The sequence below is a fragment of the Haloarcula sp. Atlit-7R genome, from assembly GCF_003666065.1.
In the GTDB taxonomy this organism is placed as follows: domain Archaea; phylum Halobacteriota; class Halobacteria; order Halobacteriales; family Haloarculaceae; genus Haloarcula; species Haloarcula taiwanensis.
The window spans coordinates 119,281-135,710 of the sequence record NZ_QXIK01000005.1 but is presented as its reverse complement, the minus strand read 5'-3'; the positions used below and the strand labels follow the sequence as shown (position 1 = coordinate 135,710).

Sequence of the window (16,430 nt, the reverse complement as noted above, 5' to 3'; positions counted from 1 at the left end):
CCCTTTCCACGGCCCACTCCTACCGTAGTATAATGTCGGAGTGCGATGCCTGTGGGAAGCAGGAGAACATGCCGTATCAGTGCGGGCACTGTGGTGGGACCTACTGTGCGGAACACAGACTGCCAGAGGCCCACGATTGCCCCGGACTTGACAACTGGAGCGATCCGGGCGGCGTGTTCGACAGCGGGTTCGACGAGAGTGTAAACACCGGTCAGACCTCCGGTGGCGTCGCCGACCGGCTCGGTATCGACACCGGGCCCGGCGGGCCGCTGGCGTACTTCCGGGGGAACGTCACGTACCTGTTCCTGGCGATTATGGGTATCGTGTTCATCCTCGAACACGTTGTCATTCTCTCTCTGGGCAGCGACGCGTTTCAGACGCTGTTCGTCCTCCATCCGAACAATCCCGAGTACGTCTGGACCTGGGTCACGTCGGTGTTCTCACACGCTCCCTTCGGGTTCTATCACATCCTCGGGAACGGGATTATCATCTACTTCTTCGGCCGGATCGTTGAGCAGCAGATCGGGTCGAAGAAATTCGCGGTCTTCTTCCTCGCTTCCGGCGCGCTGGCCGGCCTCGGACAGATCGCAATTCAAATGGTGCAGGGCACTTCCGCCGGCGTGCTCGGAGCCAGCGGCGCGGCGCTGGCGATTATGGCGTTTCTGACCGTCTTGAAACCTGACCTCCGCGTATACCTGTACTTCTTGATTCCCGTTCCGATCTGGGCCATCACCGGCTTTTACTTCCTGTTGAGCATCTTCGGATCGCTCAATCCGATGGGGGCCGGCCTGCTCGGCGGTAACATCGCGCACCTCGCCCACCTCATCGGCCTCGTCATCGGACTCTGGTACGGCCAGAAAATAAAGGGACAGGCCCGGATCCCCGGCCAGATACAGTTCGGCGGTGGCGGCGGCCCCGGTGGACCGGGCGGTCCCGGCCGGCGTCGTCCGTGACGATGCAGCTGGTTCGCCCCGAGTTCGTCCCCGACCCGTCGCTCTCGCAGGCCGAGATGGAGGCGCTGCAACGCGACATCGCCGAGGATGCGCGGTTCGAAGACGACCTGGACTTCTCCCCCGAAACCATCGCGTCCGCTGGGGATGCACCGGTCGATGACCAGACGACGCTGCGGACTGGCGACGGGGCCGCTGACCCACCGCTCGTCGCCGGCGTTGACCAGGCCTTCGTCGACGACAAGGCCATCTCGGCCATCGTCGTCCTGCGTGGCGGCGAGGTCGTTGAGCGGGTCAGCGCCGTCGAGCAGACCGAGATTCCGTACATTCCCGGCCTGCTGTCGTTCCGTGAAGGCGGCGCAATCCTGGCCGCGTTTGCGGAGTTGGAGATTGACCCCGACGTAGTGCTGGTCGACGGCAGCGGCCGCATTCATTTCCGGGAAGCCGGACTGGCGACACATATCGGCGTCACACTGGACGTACCAGCTGTCGGCGTCGCCAAGAATCTCCTCTGTGGCACGCCGGAGCAGTCGCTCGAGGAGACATACCCGGAAGGGGCGCGGATTCCGATTACTGCCGACGACAGCGTTGAGACCTGCCCTGATGGAACGGTTATCGGTCACGCGCTCCAGACGCGTCAGTACGATTCACCGAACCGGTATATCAATCCGCTCATCGTCAGCCCCGGCCATCGCGTCAGTGCATCCACGGCGGCGGATATCGTCGACGCTACCACCGACGGCTACAAGCTCCCCGAGCCGACCCGACTGGCCGACAGCTACGCCGATGAGGCGAAGGCGTCCGTGGAGTGATGCTACGGTATCTGCGTCGGATAACCGACAGTATAACTTCCCGGGGTGTGTTCTCCCGGCCAACACATGGCGAAGACGGTGCTGATTACCGGAGCGTCCTCGGGTATCGGGCGGGCGAGTGCCGAGGCGTTCCTAGCCGACGACTGGACTGTCTGGGCGACCGCTCGCGAGGAATCGGACATCGACGATCTCGCCGAAAACGGCTGTCAGACCGCCGAAATCGACGTGACGAACCCCCGCGAGTGCGAGCGGGTCGTCGAGGCGCTCGTCGACGCCGAGGGACGGCTGGACTGCCTCGTGAACAATGCCGGATATCCGCAGTTCGGCGCAGTCGAGGACGTGTCGACGGCGGCGCTCCACGAGCAGTTTGACGTGAATCTTTACGGGCCGCATCGACTCATCCGCGAGGCCCTCCCGCACATGCGGGCCCGCGAGAACGGCACTATCGTCAACGTCTCAAGCGTTGCAGGCCGAATCGCGTTCCCGAACCAGGGGAGCTACGCCGCCTCGAAGTTCGCGCTGGAGGGCATCAGCGACGCCCTCCGGATGGAAGTCGAGGAGTTCGGCATCGACGTGGTGCTGGTCGAACCCGGGCCGGTCGAAACCAACTTCAGCGACCGCGCTGACGAGGAACTCGACAACCTGGAAACGTCCGGCGCGTACGACTGGCTGTATCAGGCCCATGCGGATTCGAGCCTCGTCGGCATTCAGGACGCGCTCTCGGTCACGCCCGGGACAGTCGCGCTGACCATCCGCGATGCCGCCAACGCCAGCGATCCCGAACCGCGGTATCCCGTTGGGCAGGGCGCGCAACTGCTGCTCATGCTCGATTACCTGCCGGCTCGGTGGCGTGACGCGGCGTTCGGCGTTATCCGGAAACTGACCAGCTAAGCCGCGGCTGTCGCCTCTCTCAGTCCAGACAGGCCGCGACAACCGACAACAGGCGCTCGCCGCGCACTTCTTCGGCGAACAGCGGGACTCGGCGCACGTCGTGGCCGCGGAACATGTCCTGTGATCGGGCCAGCGCGTCTTGCTGGACTTGCCAGCGCCGCGCGCAAAACTCGCAGTCGGCGTGGTTCGGACCGGCGATGTCCACGTCCTTGCCGAGCACCTCGCTCGGGTCCTGCATCACCCGATTGACGACGACGGTGCTGACCGGAATATTAAACTCGTCGAGTTGAGCGAGCAAGCGCTCGGATTCGACAACAGACAGTTCCTCGGGCACCATCACGATGCGGAAGTCCGTCTTCCGGGGGTCCTGCAGAATCGACCGCAGGTGCTCGATTCTGTCCGACAGCTCCTGAAGATCCTCGATGCCGGCTTCGGCGTCGACCTCGTCGTCATCGCCACCGAACATCCCAGTGAGGTTGTCCATCATCCCCGAGAATCGCTCGCGGAGTTGCAGAATCTTCCCGACCATCGAATCCATCGTCTCGGGGAGTTCCAGCAGTCGGAGCGTGTGGCCGGTCGGCGCGGTGTCGATGACGACGCGGTCAAAGCGGTCGTCGTCGACGTAGTCCAGCAGGAGTCGGAGCGCCGCGGCTTCGTCGGCTCCGGGCATCGAACCACCGAGCAGTCCGTCCTCGCCGCCGATAGGGTCCTCGGCCTGGCTTGGACCTGCCGCACCGCCCGCACCCCCACCGAACATCCCACCGCCGCCGAGGAGTTCGCCCACACCGCCCAGTGCGTCCTCCTCGACGCCCAGGGGCCCCTCGCCCACGGCGGCCTCCGGATCGATCTCTGCGGCGTAGAGGGGAATATCTTCCCGGATGCGCGTCGGTGTCGCCGGGATATCCGCATCTAGCGTGTCTGACAGGGAGTGGGCAGGGTCTGTGGAGACGACGAGCGTCGCCGTGTCATCTCGCGCGGAGGCCAGCGCCGTGGCTGCGGCACACGTCGTCTTGCCGACGCCGCCTTTCCCGCCGTAGAGAACGTACTCCGCCGCGTCGATTCCCGCGGGTGCGTCGATATCGTCGACCGCCTCGACGTCGAGTTCGCTCATGCCAGAAGCTACGCTCGTCCGGCCTTGAGTACTTCCCGAAAAGGAGTTGTCCTACTGTCTCGACGACCGCGCTTCACGGACATCGGCGCCGTCACGGAGTTTGTCCTCACAGTTCGGACAGACCCGAGGACCGTGACCCTCGACGGCTTCTGGTGTGAAAACCCGTACGTACTGCTCGGTTACGAACTCGCCGCAGTTCTGACACTCGGGCATCTATAGGTACACTCGTTCCACGATGTATATGCCTTCCGCTGCCAACGATTTCTTCCGGTTGATACGCAGGCGGCGTTACCGGTGGTCGGCCCAGAATGAGTCCAGTTGGCTCGCAAGGAAGTCCGGCGTCATTCGAGTGAACTCCTCGCGCTCGCCCGCCGGCAGGTACGGATACACTGAATGTCGTGCGTCCGGTGTGTACCGACGGCCGACCAGTGCCCGCACGCCGACTTCGTCGATGCCGCGGATGACGCGGCCGATAGCCTGGCGCGCGCGCCGCACAGCCGGCACTGTCAGGGCGTACTCGAAGGCGTTGTCCTCGCCGAAAGCGCCGCCGTATGCTCGCTGGACACCTCGGACGCGGGGCGAGCCGATGTTCACGAGCGGGATGCCGACGACCGCACAGGTCGAGAGCTTCTCCCCGTCGTAGTCGACACCCTCAGTCAGCGTCCCGCGCGTCGACGTGACCATCACCTTCCCGTCGCCGCTGAAGAACTCGCGTTTCAGCCGCTCGGTCTCCTCATTGCTCGATGACTCGTCAACGAGAACGGGCTTGTCGACGGCTTCTTGCAGGTATGCGCCGGCCCAGCGCGCCTCCCGATAGTTCGGCATCGCCACCATCACATTTCCGGGTGAGCGGGCCAGCGCGCGCAGCGCCTGTGCGTACTCGTCGCGCGTCGGGTTCCAGTGCTCCCCGAGCGGTCGCATCGTTTCGGGGTCGCCGCGGTTGCGGGCGGTAAACGGCGTCGCGTCGACGAGGTACGATGCCCGGTTTTCCGCCGGGAACGGCAAATCGTAGGTCGTCGACCGGACCGGCCGTCCGTCGCCGGATTGCTCGTCCGGAGCAGTTGACCCTGTCTCGGCCATCGAGTCCAGTCCCGACACGCGAGTAAACACGTCCAGCGGCTCCAGCGTCGCACTCATCAGAATACCGCCCCCGAGTTCGTCGAAGACGTTCCGCAGGGCCGTCGCTGGCATACAGTTGTAACACACTAGACCCGGCGTGTACACGGTCTGGTAGTCGACATCGAGACCCTGTCCGTGGTTCGGTGAGTGCTCCAGTTCAATCTCTCGGAGGAACGTCGCGTGGTCGCGCTCCCACCATTGCCCGGCCAGCACGCCGACGGCGGCACACACCGGCTGGCGGGTCAGGCCCAGTTGGTCGATTGCGTCCTCGACCGCGGCCCCAACTTTCGACAGCGAGCGCCAGAGCGACCCGTCGTAGCCCTTGCGCTCGGCCCACTCGGTCAGTTCGTCCTGCTCAACCGTGTCGGGGTCCCGGAGCGGAATCTCCCTATCGTGTTCCGGCAGGGTCGACGGGTCCGCGCGCCAGCCCTCGTGTTCGGTGTCAAGGAACGACTCGATGCGGTCGTCGAGCCACCGCACGAGGTCGTCGTAGAACTTCCGGGCTTGGTCGACCGCGTCCAGCGGGACCTCCCGAGCGGACAGCACCTCGCGCACCTGCGCCTTGTGGTCGGCGCTCTGCTGGGCGCGCTGAATCAGCATGTTACAGTCGTTGCGCGCCTGCACGATGGTCTGGCGGCCGATGCGGTCCGACAGGAGGTCCCGCACGCGCTCTTCGAGCCGATGGGCCTCGTCGACGATGACGAGCGTCTGGTCGTCGAGCACGTCTGACAGGAGCGGGCGAGAGCCCGGGTCGAACAGGTGATTGTAGTTCCCGACGATAACATCGGCCTCGTTCAGCAGCACGCTCATTACCCGGTGGGGACAGGTCCCTCGTTCCGTCGCCGCTGGGAGGTAGTCGTCCATCGTCACGACGTGCCCCTCCCCGGCGGAGAAATCGACGGGCGAACCCTTGTTGCGGGCGTACCAGTCCGCCTCGAACGGACAGTATAGCGGCGGGTCTGATCCCTCTGCCAGCGACTCCGGGGCCGTTGGCTGGGCCCGCCGGTACGGTGAGGCCGCGCCCGCGGTCGAGAGCGTGTCGTCACCGAGGGTCGACTGCTCGGCCGCGTCGGGGCGCGCGGCCGCGGCAAGGTCCTGTCCTTTCCGTGGGTCCCACCACTGGTCGTCGTCGGCCTCACCGTCGATTGCGGCGTCTGCGACAGCCGCGCCGTCCGAGCGCCCATCGTCTTCGACTAACCGCGCTGTCGTCTCCCTGAGGTCCTCACACCGGTCGTGCGTACCTACGTCGTCCGGGAACTGACCCTCACGACCGTACGGGCAGAGGTCGCGTTTGCCGACCAGCGAGATGCCGTCGAAAGGCTCCTCGATACCGGCGTTGAGCGCTCGCAGGTCGTCGACAAACTGCTGGAGTTGCTGTTTGACCGGCGTGACGACGACCATCCGCTCGTACAGGTCCGTATCGCGAACCAGCGTCGCGCCGGCGGTGAGCGCGGCCATCGTCTTGCCGGTCCCGCATGGCCCTTCCATTGCGAGAAAGCCGCGTGCCTTGCCCGCCTCGATGGCTCGCTCGACGGCGTCGGCCTGATTCTCGTACGGCTCGTCGAAGCCGAAATACGTGCGCCAGGACTCCGTGCCCGTCGAGGCAGGGTCTGCCATTGAACCGGGGTTAGTCGCCTTCGTATTTGAACCGCAGGGTTCCTCGCCGTCGCAGTTGCTCAGTGCGAATCGCGTCAGAACCGCAGTGAACGGAAAAACGGGCTGTGACTGACTGCCGTCCAGTCACCGGCACTGAGCCGTTAGTCCAGCAGACCGAGGTCGCTGAGCCGCTCGACGATAGTATCGACGGCTTCTTCGGCGTCTTCCTTTCGCTTGCCACCAGTGACGACGAGCTTCCCCGAACCGAACAGCAGCGCGACCACGTCGGGTTCGTCGAGCCGGTAGACGAGACCCGGGAACTGCTCCGGCTCGTACTCGATGTTCTCCAGCCCGAGGCCGATAGCGATGGCGTTGAGGTTGAGCGAACTCCCGAGGTCCGCGGAACTGACAATGTTCTGGACGACGATTTCCGGGTCATCGTCGACCTGGATGTTCAGGTCACGGAGCTTATCGAAGACGATGCGCAGGCTCTGGTGGACATCGTCCGTGGATTTCGCACCCGTGCAGACGATCTTGCCCGACCGGAAGATGAGCGCGGCGGATTTCGGGTCCTGTGTCCGATAGACGAGGCCCGGGAACTGCTCGGGGTCGTAGTCGGCGCCTTCCAGGTCCATCGCGACGCTCTCAAGGTCGAGTTCTTGTCCGATACCGGTCGAAGCAACGACATTTTCGATGTCAATGCTCTCTTTTGGGTCGACCATATAGTGTTTTAAATACCGGATTTAAATCATATAAACGTTTGTGATGCTGTGATTACTAGTCGTTCTTCGACCTCTACCACGTCCGACAGATTCCATTCAAGTAGGTGTCTGTCGGTTGAGCGCTTCTGCGTTGGCCGGGTATTCCTGCCCTTCAGGCTGCCGGCCCGGCCGTCACTGGGCCGCTAAAAACGAACCTGTAGCGCTATACGGTCCGACCGTCGTTGTCGACGACGCTCGCGAACGCGACGTTTTCCTGTACGGTCTCGATTTCGACGGTCGGTGAGTCGCCCGGTTCGCCGTCGGGGACGATGACGACGTATCCGCGTTCGACCTTGGCAATGCCGTCGCCCTGATCGCCGAGCGATTCGATGGTCACGTTTCGGATTTCGCCCTCGTCGACCGGCGGCTGCGGGACGCCAGTGTCGACCCGGCCCGGGTCGGTCTCCTGTTTGGCCGTCTGTGTCGGGGTTGCCGTCGATGAGCCGGCGTCGACCTGCGAAAGCAGGCCGACACGGTAGGTCTCGCCCGGTGAAACTGCGCCGTGGGAGACTTCACTTTTCGGAATTTCGACAATATATCGGTCCCCGTCAGTCTCTATTTGGGCACTGAACAATGTACTGAGCGCGTCTGGAACTTCGACCATAGCCTATTCTACGGCTCATGATAGATAATGGTCCTGCCCTGTTGTGGTGAAAATTGCCGGCAGTTGTCGATTAGTCGTCGCCTTCGACGCGATTCGTTTCTGTCCCGACCCCGGCTTCGTCGAGCAGTTCCGTCCTGTGCTCGTCTAGCAGCGGTGCGCGACCACTAGGTGAGGGCATCGTCTCGGTCATCTTTATCGGACTGCCAGCGATGGTCATCTGGCTCTCCGCGCCGGGTTGCTCCACCTCGGCGAGCATCTCCCGGTCGTGGATGTGGGGGTCTTCGAAGATGTCCGCGGTGTTCTGGACTGGCGCGGCCGGCACACGCCCTTCGAGCAGACCGAGGAGCGTCTCCGAGTCGATGGTGGCGGTCCAGTCAGCGATCTCGCGGCGCAAGGACTCCCGGTTTGCGAGCCGGCTGCCGGCGTCGGGGTAGTCCGCGGCGAGGTCCGGGCGCTCCATCGCCTCACACAGTGCCTCCCAGTGGCCGTCGGCGAACGCCGCGATGACGACGTGGCCATCGGCAGCCTCGAAGGAGTCGTACGGGAACAGCGTTGGGTGGGAGTTCCCCTGCCGGGTCGGTGACTCGCCGTCACAGGAGTACTGGTACACCGTCCGCTCACATAGTGACACCATCGAGTCGTACATCGCTGTATCGACGTATTGCCCTTCACCAGTACGCTCGCGGTGATGGACGGCCGCGAGGATGCCGACGGCGTTCAGCACGGCGGTGAAGAGGTCGCCGACGCCGGGGCCGACCTTCGTCGGAGGGCCATCCGACTGGCCGGTGATTTCCATGACGCCGCCCAGCGCCTGTGCAATGAGGTCGAACGAAGGCTGGCCCTGCCGGTGAGTTTCGCCCGTCCGCGGGTCGCCAAAGCCCCGGATCGAGGAGTAGATGAGGTCTGGGTTGTGTTCTCGCAGCGTCTCGTAGCCGCAGTCGAACTTCTCCATCGTGCTGGCCTTGAAGTTCTCGACCACCACGTCTGCGCGCTCGACGAGCGAAAGGAACGCCTCGCGGTCTTCATCGGCCTCCAGATCGAGTTCGAGCGAGCGTTTCCCACGGTTGACGCTCTGGAAATACCCGCCGTAAGCCTCTTCATCGCCGTCGTTCACGAACGGTGGGTTCGACCTGATGAGGTCGCCGCCGGGGCGTTCGACCTTTACCACGTCCGCGCCCATGTCCGCGAGCAACATCGTGCAGTACGGTCCGGCGAGGACCTGTGTCAGGTCGAGCACACGCAAGTCGTCAAGCGCACCCATGCAAAAACCACGACGGGGCGGCCGCATAAACCTTCTTGAACGTCCGTTATAAATTCTTTAAGGCCATATTATCATGAAAGACCATTAGGTTTATCACTGCCCGACGACGACGACGTAGTACATGCCCCGGACCGTTATCCTCGGCGTGATTGGCTCCGACGCGCACGTCGTCGGCATCACGATTCTAGAGCAGGCGCTCTCGGCCGCTGGCTTCGAGGTCATCAACCTCGGCGTCCAGACCGCACAGGACGAGTTCGTCTCCGCCGCGAAATCTCACGACGCCGAGGCGGTACTGGTATCCTCGCTATACGGGCACGCCCGCCAGGACTGCGAGGGGCTGCACGACAAGTTCGACGACGCTGGACTCGACGTGCTCACCTACGTCGGCGGGAACCTCGCCGTTGGACAGTCCGACTTCGAGGAGACGCAGGCGACCTTCCGACAGATGGGTTTCGACCGCGTCTTCGACGCGGAGACGGACCCGGAGGAGGCAATCGAAATGCTCCGCGAAGACCTGCAACTGACGACAACAGAGGCGGAGCATATCAGGGTTGACGGGTGACTATGCCAACTGACGAGCGACTCAGCGACGACCAGCTACAGCGCATCGCAAACGACCTCAGAGACAACTGGCACACGGGCCGCGAAGTCGACTTCGAGGAGGCTATTGCCTTCCACGAGTCACTGCCGGCCTCGAAACAGTTCGCCAAAGTGCTGGAATCCGCCGACCAGCCGCTCCTCCAGCCACGGGCGGGCGTTCCCTGCCTCGAAGAACAGATCGATCTGCTGCGGTACCTGCAGGACGAGGGTGGCGCGGACCTCCTGCCGACGACCATCGACTCGTACACGCGGGACAACGAGTACGAGAAGGCCGAGGAGGGACTGGCCGCCTCCCGCGGCAGCGACGAGAACGAACTGAACGGGTTCCCGGCGGTCAACCACGGTGTGGAGGACTGCCGCCGGCTCATCCGTGCGCTCGACGCACCAGTCGAGGTCCGGCACGGCACGCCGGACGCCCGACTGCTGGCGATGGTCACGCTCGCCGGCGGCTTCCAGAGTTTCGAGGGCGGGCCGATATCCTACAACATTCCGTACACGAAACGGCACGACCTCGCGACGACCATCGAGCACTGGCAGTTCGTCGACCGGCTCTGTGGGGCCTACACCGAGCGCGGCGTCACCATCAACCGCGAACCGTTCGGCCCGCTGACGGGCACGCTCGTCCCGCCGAGCATTGCCATTGCGGTGATGCTCGTCGAGGGCGAACTCGCTGCGACACAGGGCGTCCGGTCGCTCACGCTGGGCTACGGACAGGTCGGAAACCTCGTGCAGGACGTGGCGGCGCTGCGCGCCCTGCGGAAGCTCGGCAACGAGTACCTCCGTGACGAGGTGACAGTCACGACCGTCTTCCACGAGTGGATGGGCGGTTTCCCGCCGGACGAGGCCCGCGCTAACGGCGTCATCAGCCTCGGCGGCGCGACGGCGGCCGTCGCCCAGCCGGACAAAGTCATCACGAAGTCCGCCCAGGAATTCCAGGGCGTGCCGACGAAGGAGGCCAACGCGGCCGGACTGCGAACGACGAGACAGCTCATCGACATGATGATAGAACAGGACATCGACCTCGGGGGTATCGAAGAGGAACAGGCGCTCATCGAACGGGAGACGCGCCACCTGATGGACGCTATCTACGAAGCCGGCGACGGCGACGTGGCACAGGGAGTCATCAACGCCTTCGACAGCGGCGCGCTGGACGTGCCGTTCGCGCCGAGCGACGCCGCCAAGGGGGCGGTATTGCCGGCCAGAGACGACGACGGCCGGGTCCGCATTTTCGAGTTCGCGGACCTCGCGCTCCCTGACGAGATCAAGGAGATTCACGCCGCCCGGCTCGGCGAGCGGGCCGAGACCGAGGGCCGCGACCAGTCGTTCCGGATGGTCGCCGACGACGTGGACGCCATCAGCGACGGGAAGCTCATCGGGCGTCCAACGGGTGACAGCAAGCCCGCAGGGGGGGCCAGCGATGCGGATTGAGGACGTTCGAACAGTCCCGGGTCTGTCGGGCTTTTTCTTCGACGACCAGCGGGCCATCAAGGACGGCGCGACACAGTCCGGGTTCGCCTACGACGGCCAGCCCGTGACCGAGGGGTTCGACCGCATCCGCGAGGCCGGCGAGGCGCTCATCGTCGAACTCGAACTCGCGGACGGCACGGTCGCGACCGGCGACTGCGCCGCGGTCCAGTACTCCGGTGCAGGCGGCCGCGACCCGCTGTTCCGGGCCGAGAAGTACCGCCCGGTCGTCGAGGGGCCCGTCGCCGACGCCCTCCGCGGGCAGGATTCGACGGAGTTCGGGGCCAACGCGACGATGCTGGAGGAGATGAGCGCCCAGCGCTCGGGCGGCGACCAGCTGCACACGGCGGTCCGCTACGGTGTGTCGCAGGCGCTGCTGAACGCCGCCGCGCAAGCGCGGGGCGTGACGCCGACGGACGTACTTGCAGACACCTACGAGACCGAGCCGGCGACCTCTCCGGTCCCGGTGTTCGGCCAGTCGGGCGACGAGCGGCGTATCAACGCCGAAAAGATGCTCATCAAGGGCGTTCCGGTGCTGCCACACGGCCTGTTCAACAGCGTCGAGAAGGTCGGAGAGGACGGCGAAGGGCTGCGAGACTATCTCGCGTGGCTCTCTGACCGGGCGACGACGCTCGGGCCGGAGCCGTACTCGCCGCGCTTCCACGTCGACGTGTACGGCATCCTCGGCAAGGTGCTGGGCCCGCCGTACGACCGGACCGAGGTGATAGACTACTTCGAGACGCTTCGGGAGGCAGCCGCGCCGTATCCCCTACAAGTGGAGGGCCCGATGGACGCCGGCGGGCGGGCGGAGCAGATATCCCGAATGGCCGAACTCCGCGAGGGACTGGCCGATGCTGGCGTCGACGTGGACATCGTCGCCGACGAGTGGTGTAACACCTTCGAGGACGTGCAGGCGTTCGTCGACGCGGAGGCGGCCGACTTGGTCCAGGTGAAGACGCCGGATCTGGGCGGCATCCAGCGCTCGGCCGAAGCGGTGCTGTACTGCGACGGGACGGACACCCGCGCCTACGTCGGCGGGACCTGCAACGAGACGGTCACCTCGGCGCGGGCCTGCGCCCACGTCGCGCTGGCGACCGACGCCGCGCAAGTGCTCGCAAAGCCCGGGATGGGCTTCGACGAGGGCTTCATGGTGGTCACCAACGAGATGCGCCGGGCGCTTGCCAGACGAGACGCCGCCCGGGAGGTGCCGGCCGATGACTGAGTGGTCCGACCCCGACGCCATGGACCTCTCGGACGGCGAGACGTTCGACGCGCTGCTTGACCGCGCCGACACCCGGGAGAAGGGCCACTTCTTCGAGTTCTTTTCGGAGGGCGACGAACTCGCTCACGACCCCGGCCTGCGTCTCTCCCACCACGGCAGCGAGCAGTGGATGGGCCAGACGCTCAACCACGACCCGGCGTACTGGCGGGCCGACACCGCAGCGGAGCGCGGCTTCGAGAAGCGCCCGGTCCACCCGGACTACCTGCTGGCGTGCGTGATGGGCGTCACCGTCGAGGACCTCTCGGAGAAGGGCGGCTACTTCCTGGGGCGCGACGACGTGGAATTTCACAGACCGGCAACGGCAGGCACGCCGCTGTCGGTCACCTCGACCGTCGTCGACACACGTACGTCCTCGTCCCGGCCGAAGTACGGCATCGTGACGTGGGAGACAGCGGGCCGGAACCGCGAGACGGGCGAAACGCTGGTGTCCTACCGGCGAACGAACATGATTCCGCGCCGCGAGCCGGCGGCGACCGACGGCGGCGCGGTCGGCGAGCAAGACGAGGGCGGTCCGACGCTCCCCGACACGCTCCTCACGCCTGACGGCGAACGTTTCGAGGACTTTCAGGCAGCCCTCGACCGCGCCGACGCAGAGAACGCCGCCGTCGCCTACCGCCACGAGCGCGGGCGGACGATGGACGACCAGTTGGTCGCCGGCCTGCCGCTGGCGACGCTCAACACCGCGCGCCAGCACCACAACCGCGACGAGATGGCGGACTCGCCGTCGGGTGACATCGTCGCGTACGGCGACGTGACTCGCTCGATTGCGCTGGCCCACGCCCGCTCCGACGAAGCGACATACCGCGAGCAGCGGTTCGCTGACGAGCGGTTCCACGACTTCGTCACGCTCGGCGACACCGTCTACGGCTTCACGCGCGTCCTCGACTGTGACCCCGAGGCCGGGCCGGAGCGGGCCGGCGCGGTCACCTTCGAACACGTCGCGTTCAACCAGGACCAGACCCCGGTCTACTCGGGCCGGCGAACCGCACTCATCCAGCGAGACACATGACACGACTCTGCCGCACCTTCCAGACCGCACCGGCCGCGATACCGAACGACAACAGCGCGAAGTTCCTCGTTTCGGGGCTCACCAGCGAGGGGTTCCAGGCCCCCGACTGGCTCGTCCCCGACATCGAGGACGGCACCGCCCCGTCAATGAAAGGGGAAGCCGTCGACAACATCGTCGAGCATGTCCCCGACCACGCCGACGAGTTCGCTGGGGACATCCTCCCGCGCGTGGAGTGGGCCTACGACGACGCCGACGCCCGCGAACGCGGCATCGAGCAGGTGACTCGTCTGGCCGAGGCGGTCGGCGAGGAACTCGACGGCTTTGTCTTCCCGAAAACCGGTCGGCTCGACGACGTGCGTGACGCCGCGGGGGTCGTCGCCGACGCCGAGCGCGACGCCGGGCTTGCTGAAGGGACGCTGGAAATGGCAATCATTCTCGAAACGGCCCCCGGCCGCTCGGACCTCCGGGAAATCTGCCAGTACGCCGCCGAATCCCGGCTCTCCGGGCTCGTGTTCGGGCCGGTCGACTACACGGCGGAACTCGGCGGCCGCGCGCTCGACGGCGAGCGGCCCCGCTGGGACGGCCTGCTGGAGGCGCTCTCGAACGAGACGAGCGCGGCCGACATCGTCGCCATCGGCGGCCCCTTCGACCAGCTGTTTCACGAACGGGCCGGCGTCACCTACTACAACGCCGAGGGCTACGCCGACCAGGTCGAACACGAGGCGACCATCGGCATCGACGGCTCGTGGTCGCTCCATCCCAAGCAGACCGAGCAGGCCAACCGCATCCACATGCCCACGACCAAGGAACTGGAGCGGGACCTCCACAAGATAGAGTCGTTCAACGAGGCCAAACGGGAGGGGACTGGCGCGGTCGTCGTCGACGGCCAGATGGTCGACGAAGCGACCTACAAGAACTTCGCAAACACCGTCAAAACTGTCAGAGCTATCGACGAGACCCATCCCCTCCAGACCGAGGAGTACTACAATGACGACCTGCTGGCACGAGCGAGAGACGTGGAGCTTATTTTCGGCTAAGTCAGCAACAGCTTTTTATTCGAAATAGTTCGCCAGCCGTTGGGCTGCCTCGTCGACCCGTGGTGTCACCAGCGCAAATCTGACCCAGTCGCTTCTGGACTCGCCGAACGCTTCGCCGGGCATCCCGGCGACGCCGGCCTCATCGATGAGTTCGTACACGTTCTCGAACGACCCAGGGAAGTCGGGGAACCGCGCCATCACGTAGAAGCCGCCTTCCGGGCGGTTGTACTCGGCCCCGGCCTCTGCCAGTGCGGTACAGAACTTGTCGACGCGCTTTTCGAGCCGCCGTCGGCAGGCGGCGTAGTAGTCCGGACTCGTCGTCTTCAGTGCCCGCAAAACGGCGTACTGGGCCGGCCGGCTTCCGGTGACGTTCGTGAGCATGTGCTGGGTGCGAGCACGCTCCAGAAGCGAGCCCGTGGGACCGTCTTCCGGTGGGAAGACCGCGTAGCCGACCCTGAATCCCGTTATTGCCATCGTCTTCGAGAGGGAGTTGGTGGCGACGACGTGGTCGGAGTCGGCGTGCAGCGCCGAACTGAACTGGCCCGCGTAGTCGAAGTGGTCGTACACCTCGTCGCTGAGCAGCAGGGCGTCGTACTCCTCGGCGATGGCCGCGAACTCGGCTATCGCGTCGGCGTCGTACACCGCGCCGGTGGGGTTGTTCGGCGAATTGACGACGATGACGGCCGTCTCCTCGCTCGCGGCCGCCCGCACGTCCGAGGGAGCGAGTCGGTTGTGGTCGTCGACCGGGACGAACGAGATGTCCGCGCCGATGAAGTTCGCCCGGCCGGCGTAGTAGGGGTAAACGGGGTCAGTCAGGAGAATCTCGTTGCCATCGAAGTAGTGGAGCCCGCCGGTCATCGTGAGGTGGTTCGCCTCGCCCGCGCCGTTGGTGACGAGGACGCGGTTTCGGTCCACGCCCCGCCGAGCGGCGATTTCGTCGCGGAGCGGCGTCAGCCCGACGCTGGGCGGATACTGGTAGTCGTCGGCTGGGGCCTCGGCGTAGTCCCTGAGCCCGTCCCGAAGGCCCTCCGGCGGGTCCCAGTCGGGATTGCCCGACACCATGTCCACCACGTCCCGGTCGGCCCGGGCCGCGTACTGCATGACCCGGAAGAACTGGGGTTCCGTGTAGTCCATACGGGTTCTGTGGCCGCCGGCCCCGTCTGTTTTTCTGTCTATTGGCGGACGTACAGCGTCAGCCCGCCAGCCGCCAGCAACAGCAGTCCCCACAGGAGGTCCGACCCCGGCAGGACCCAGAGGAACAGCGTCACGAGGCCCGACGTAACGAGTGACCAGCCAAGCGTCGTCTGATAGCTCATACCCGCAGTTGTGTCTCCGAACTGAAATACCCCGGCCTGCCATGAACGCTTATTCGCCCGTCACGACAACTACCGCCAATGGCAGACGACACAGCGAACCCAGTCGAGAAGCGCGTCGGCAAGCGTCTCCGAGAAGCTGATGCCACAGTCGCTACCGCGGAGTCCTGTACCGGTGGCCTTGTTGGCTCAAAAATAACGGACATCCCCGGCTCAAGCGACTACTTCGACCGCTCGCTGGTCACCTACTCCTACGAGGCCAAGCGGGAACTGCTGGCCGTCTCGCGGGAATCACTGGATGCTCACGGTGCAGTGTCAGAACCGGTCGCAGCGGAGATGGCTCAGGGCGTTCGCGACACTGCCCGAACCGACTGGGGCGTCGCCACGACCGGCGTCGCCGGCCCCGACGGTGGCACACCGGAGACGCCCGTCGGGACGGTCTACATCGCCGTCGCCGAAGCCGCGCCGTGGGGGACAAACGAGTCCGGCGTGACGGTGTCCCGCTACGAGTTCGACGGCACCCGTCGCGAGGTCAAGGCGGCCATCGCGACACAGGCGCTCCGGGACCTGGAAACCGCCCTACAGGAGTAGTAAGCCCTTTCAGTCGGGACACAGACGGT

General features: G+C 65.3%; 17 protein-coding genes. 9 read left to right on the top strand and 8 right to left on the bottom strand.

Features of this window, described 5'->3' with window-relative positions:
- Positions 1-32 precede the first annotated feature (32 nt).
- The 3 genes from D3D01_RS12515 (at position 33) to D3D01_RS12505 (ending at position 2,653) form a co-directional block, all read left to right on the top strand.
- On the top strand, positions 33-953 hold the full coding sequence (locus tag D3D01_RS12515) for a rhomboid family intramembrane serine protease (protein ID WP_121512403.1): 921 nt from the start codon (positions 33-35) through the stop codon (positions 951-953).
- A 2-nt stretch (positions 954-955) separates the two neighbouring features.
- Positions 956-1,762, top strand: a complete 807-nt coding sequence (locus tag D3D01_RS12510; RefSeq protein WP_199725392.1) for an endonuclease V — start codon at positions 956-958, stop codon at positions 1,760-1,762.
- Positions 1,763-1,828: 66 nt separating this feature from the next.
- Entirely contained in the window at positions 1,829-2,653 is an 825-nt protein-coding gene (locus D3D01_RS12505; RefSeq protein WP_121512401.1) for an SDR family NAD(P)-dependent oxidoreductase, read from the top strand.
- A 19-nt stretch (positions 2,654-2,672) separates the two neighbouring features.
- On the opposite strand, the gene D3D01_RS12500 is transcribed toward D3D01_RS12505, so the two are convergent.
- The 6 genes from D3D01_RS12500 to mct all read right to left on the bottom strand — a co-directional run bounded on the left by D3D01_RS12500 (position 2,673) and on the right by mct (position 9,105).
- Positions 2,673-3,764 (bottom strand): TRC40/GET3/ArsA family transport-energizing ATPase, encoded by a 1,092-nt coding sequence (locus D3D01_RS12500; protein ID WP_121512400.1) that lies wholly within the window; start codon positions 3,762-3,764, stop codon positions 2,673-2,675.
- A 51-nt stretch (positions 3,765-3,815) separates the two neighbouring features.
- Positions 3,816-3,977, bottom strand: a complete 162-nt coding sequence (locus D3D01_RS24095) for a hypothetical protein (RefSeq protein ID WP_004516852.1) — start codon at positions 3,975-3,977, stop codon at positions 3,816-3,818.
- A 75-nt stretch (positions 3,978-4,052) separates the two neighbouring features.
- On the bottom strand, positions 4,053-6,500 hold the full coding sequence (locus D3D01_RS12495; protein WP_121512399.1) for an ATP-dependent DNA helicase: 2,448 nt from the start codon (positions 6,498-6,500) through the stop codon (positions 4,053-4,055).
- A 140-nt stretch (positions 6,501-6,640) separates the two neighbouring features.
- Entirely contained in the window at positions 6,641-7,201 is a 561-nt protein-coding gene (locus D3D01_RS12490; RefSeq protein WP_004516850.1) for a TATA-box-binding protein, read from the bottom strand.
- 202 nt (positions 7,202-7,403) lie between these two features.
- Positions 7,404-7,844, bottom strand: a complete 441-nt coding sequence (locus D3D01_RS12485) for a TRAM domain-containing protein (RefSeq protein WP_121512398.1) — start codon at positions 7,842-7,844, stop codon at positions 7,404-7,406.
- A gap of 70 nt (positions 7,845-7,914) precedes the next feature.
- Complete coding sequence (gene mct / locus D3D01_RS12480; protein WP_121512397.1) at positions 7,915-9,105, bottom strand: succinyl-CoA:mesaconate CoA-transferase; 1,191 nt, start codon at positions 9,103-9,105, stop codon at positions 7,915-7,917.
- A 121-nt stretch (positions 9,106-9,226) separates the two neighbouring features.
- Between mct and glmS the strand changes: the two genes are divergently transcribed.
- Genes glmS through citE form a run of 5 tightly spaced genes read left to right on the top strand, consistent with a single transcriptional unit; the run spans position 9,227 to position 14,497 of the window.
- Positions 9,227-9,667 (top strand): methylaspartate mutase subunit S, encoded by a 441-nt coding sequence (gene glmS / locus D3D01_RS12475; RefSeq protein ID WP_121512396.1) that lies wholly within the window; start codon positions 9,227-9,229, stop codon positions 9,665-9,667.
- Positions 9,668-9,669: 2 nt separating this feature from the next.
- On the top strand, positions 9,670-11,133 hold the full coding sequence (locus D3D01_RS12470; protein WP_101349928.1) for a methylaspartate mutase subunit E: 1,464 nt from the start codon (positions 9,670-9,672) through the stop codon (positions 11,131-11,133).
- Positions 11,123-12,391: a methylaspartate ammonia-lyase gene (locus tag D3D01_RS12465; RefSeq protein ID WP_121512395.1), complete on the top strand. Its 1,269-nt coding sequence runs from the start codon at positions 11,123-11,125 to the stop codon at positions 12,389-12,391. The genes D3D01_RS12470 and D3D01_RS12465 overlap by 11 nt, the downstream gene beginning before the upstream one ends.
- Positions 12,384-13,460 carry a 2-methylfumaryl-CoA hydratase gene (gene mch, locus D3D01_RS12460; RefSeq protein ID WP_121512394.1) on the top strand — a complete coding sequence of 359 codons (1,077 nt, stop codon included), beginning with the start codon at positions 12,384-12,386 and terminating at the stop codon, positions 13,458-13,460. Before D3D01_RS12465 ends, mch begins: the two co-directional genes overlap by 8 nt.
- Positions 13,457-14,497, top strand: coding sequence for an L-malyl-CoA/beta-methylmalyl-CoA lyase (gene citE / locus D3D01_RS12455; RefSeq protein ID WP_121512393.1), 1,041 nt, complete (start codon positions 13,457-13,459; stop codon positions 14,495-14,497). Before mch ends, citE begins: the two co-directional genes overlap by 4 nt.
- A 15-nt stretch (positions 14,498-14,512) precedes the next feature.
- Here citE and D3D01_RS12450 read toward each other — a convergent pair whose 3' ends face one another.
- On the bottom strand, positions 14,513-15,631 hold the full coding sequence (locus tag D3D01_RS12450) for a pyridoxal phosphate-dependent aminotransferase (protein WP_121512392.1): 1,119 nt from the start codon (positions 15,629-15,631) through the stop codon (positions 14,513-14,515).
- A 38-nt stretch (positions 15,632-15,669) separates the two neighbouring features.
- Positions 15,670-15,813 carry a hypothetical protein gene (locus D3D01_RS24090; protein WP_198560230.1) on the bottom strand — a complete coding sequence of 48 codons (144 nt, stop codon included), beginning with the start codon at positions 15,811-15,813 and terminating at the stop codon, positions 15,670-15,672.
- Between the two features lie 78 nt (positions 15,814-15,891).
- On the opposite strand from D3D01_RS24090, the gene D3D01_RS12445 reads away from it, so the two are divergent.
- The gene (locus D3D01_RS12445; RefSeq protein ID WP_101349933.1) at positions 15,892-16,401 is read left to right on the top strand and encodes a CinA family protein; all 510 of its coding nucleotides are present in this window, start codon (positions 15,892-15,894) and stop codon (positions 16,399-16,401) included.
- The last annotated feature ends 29 nt before the right edge of the window (positions 16,402-16,430 follow it).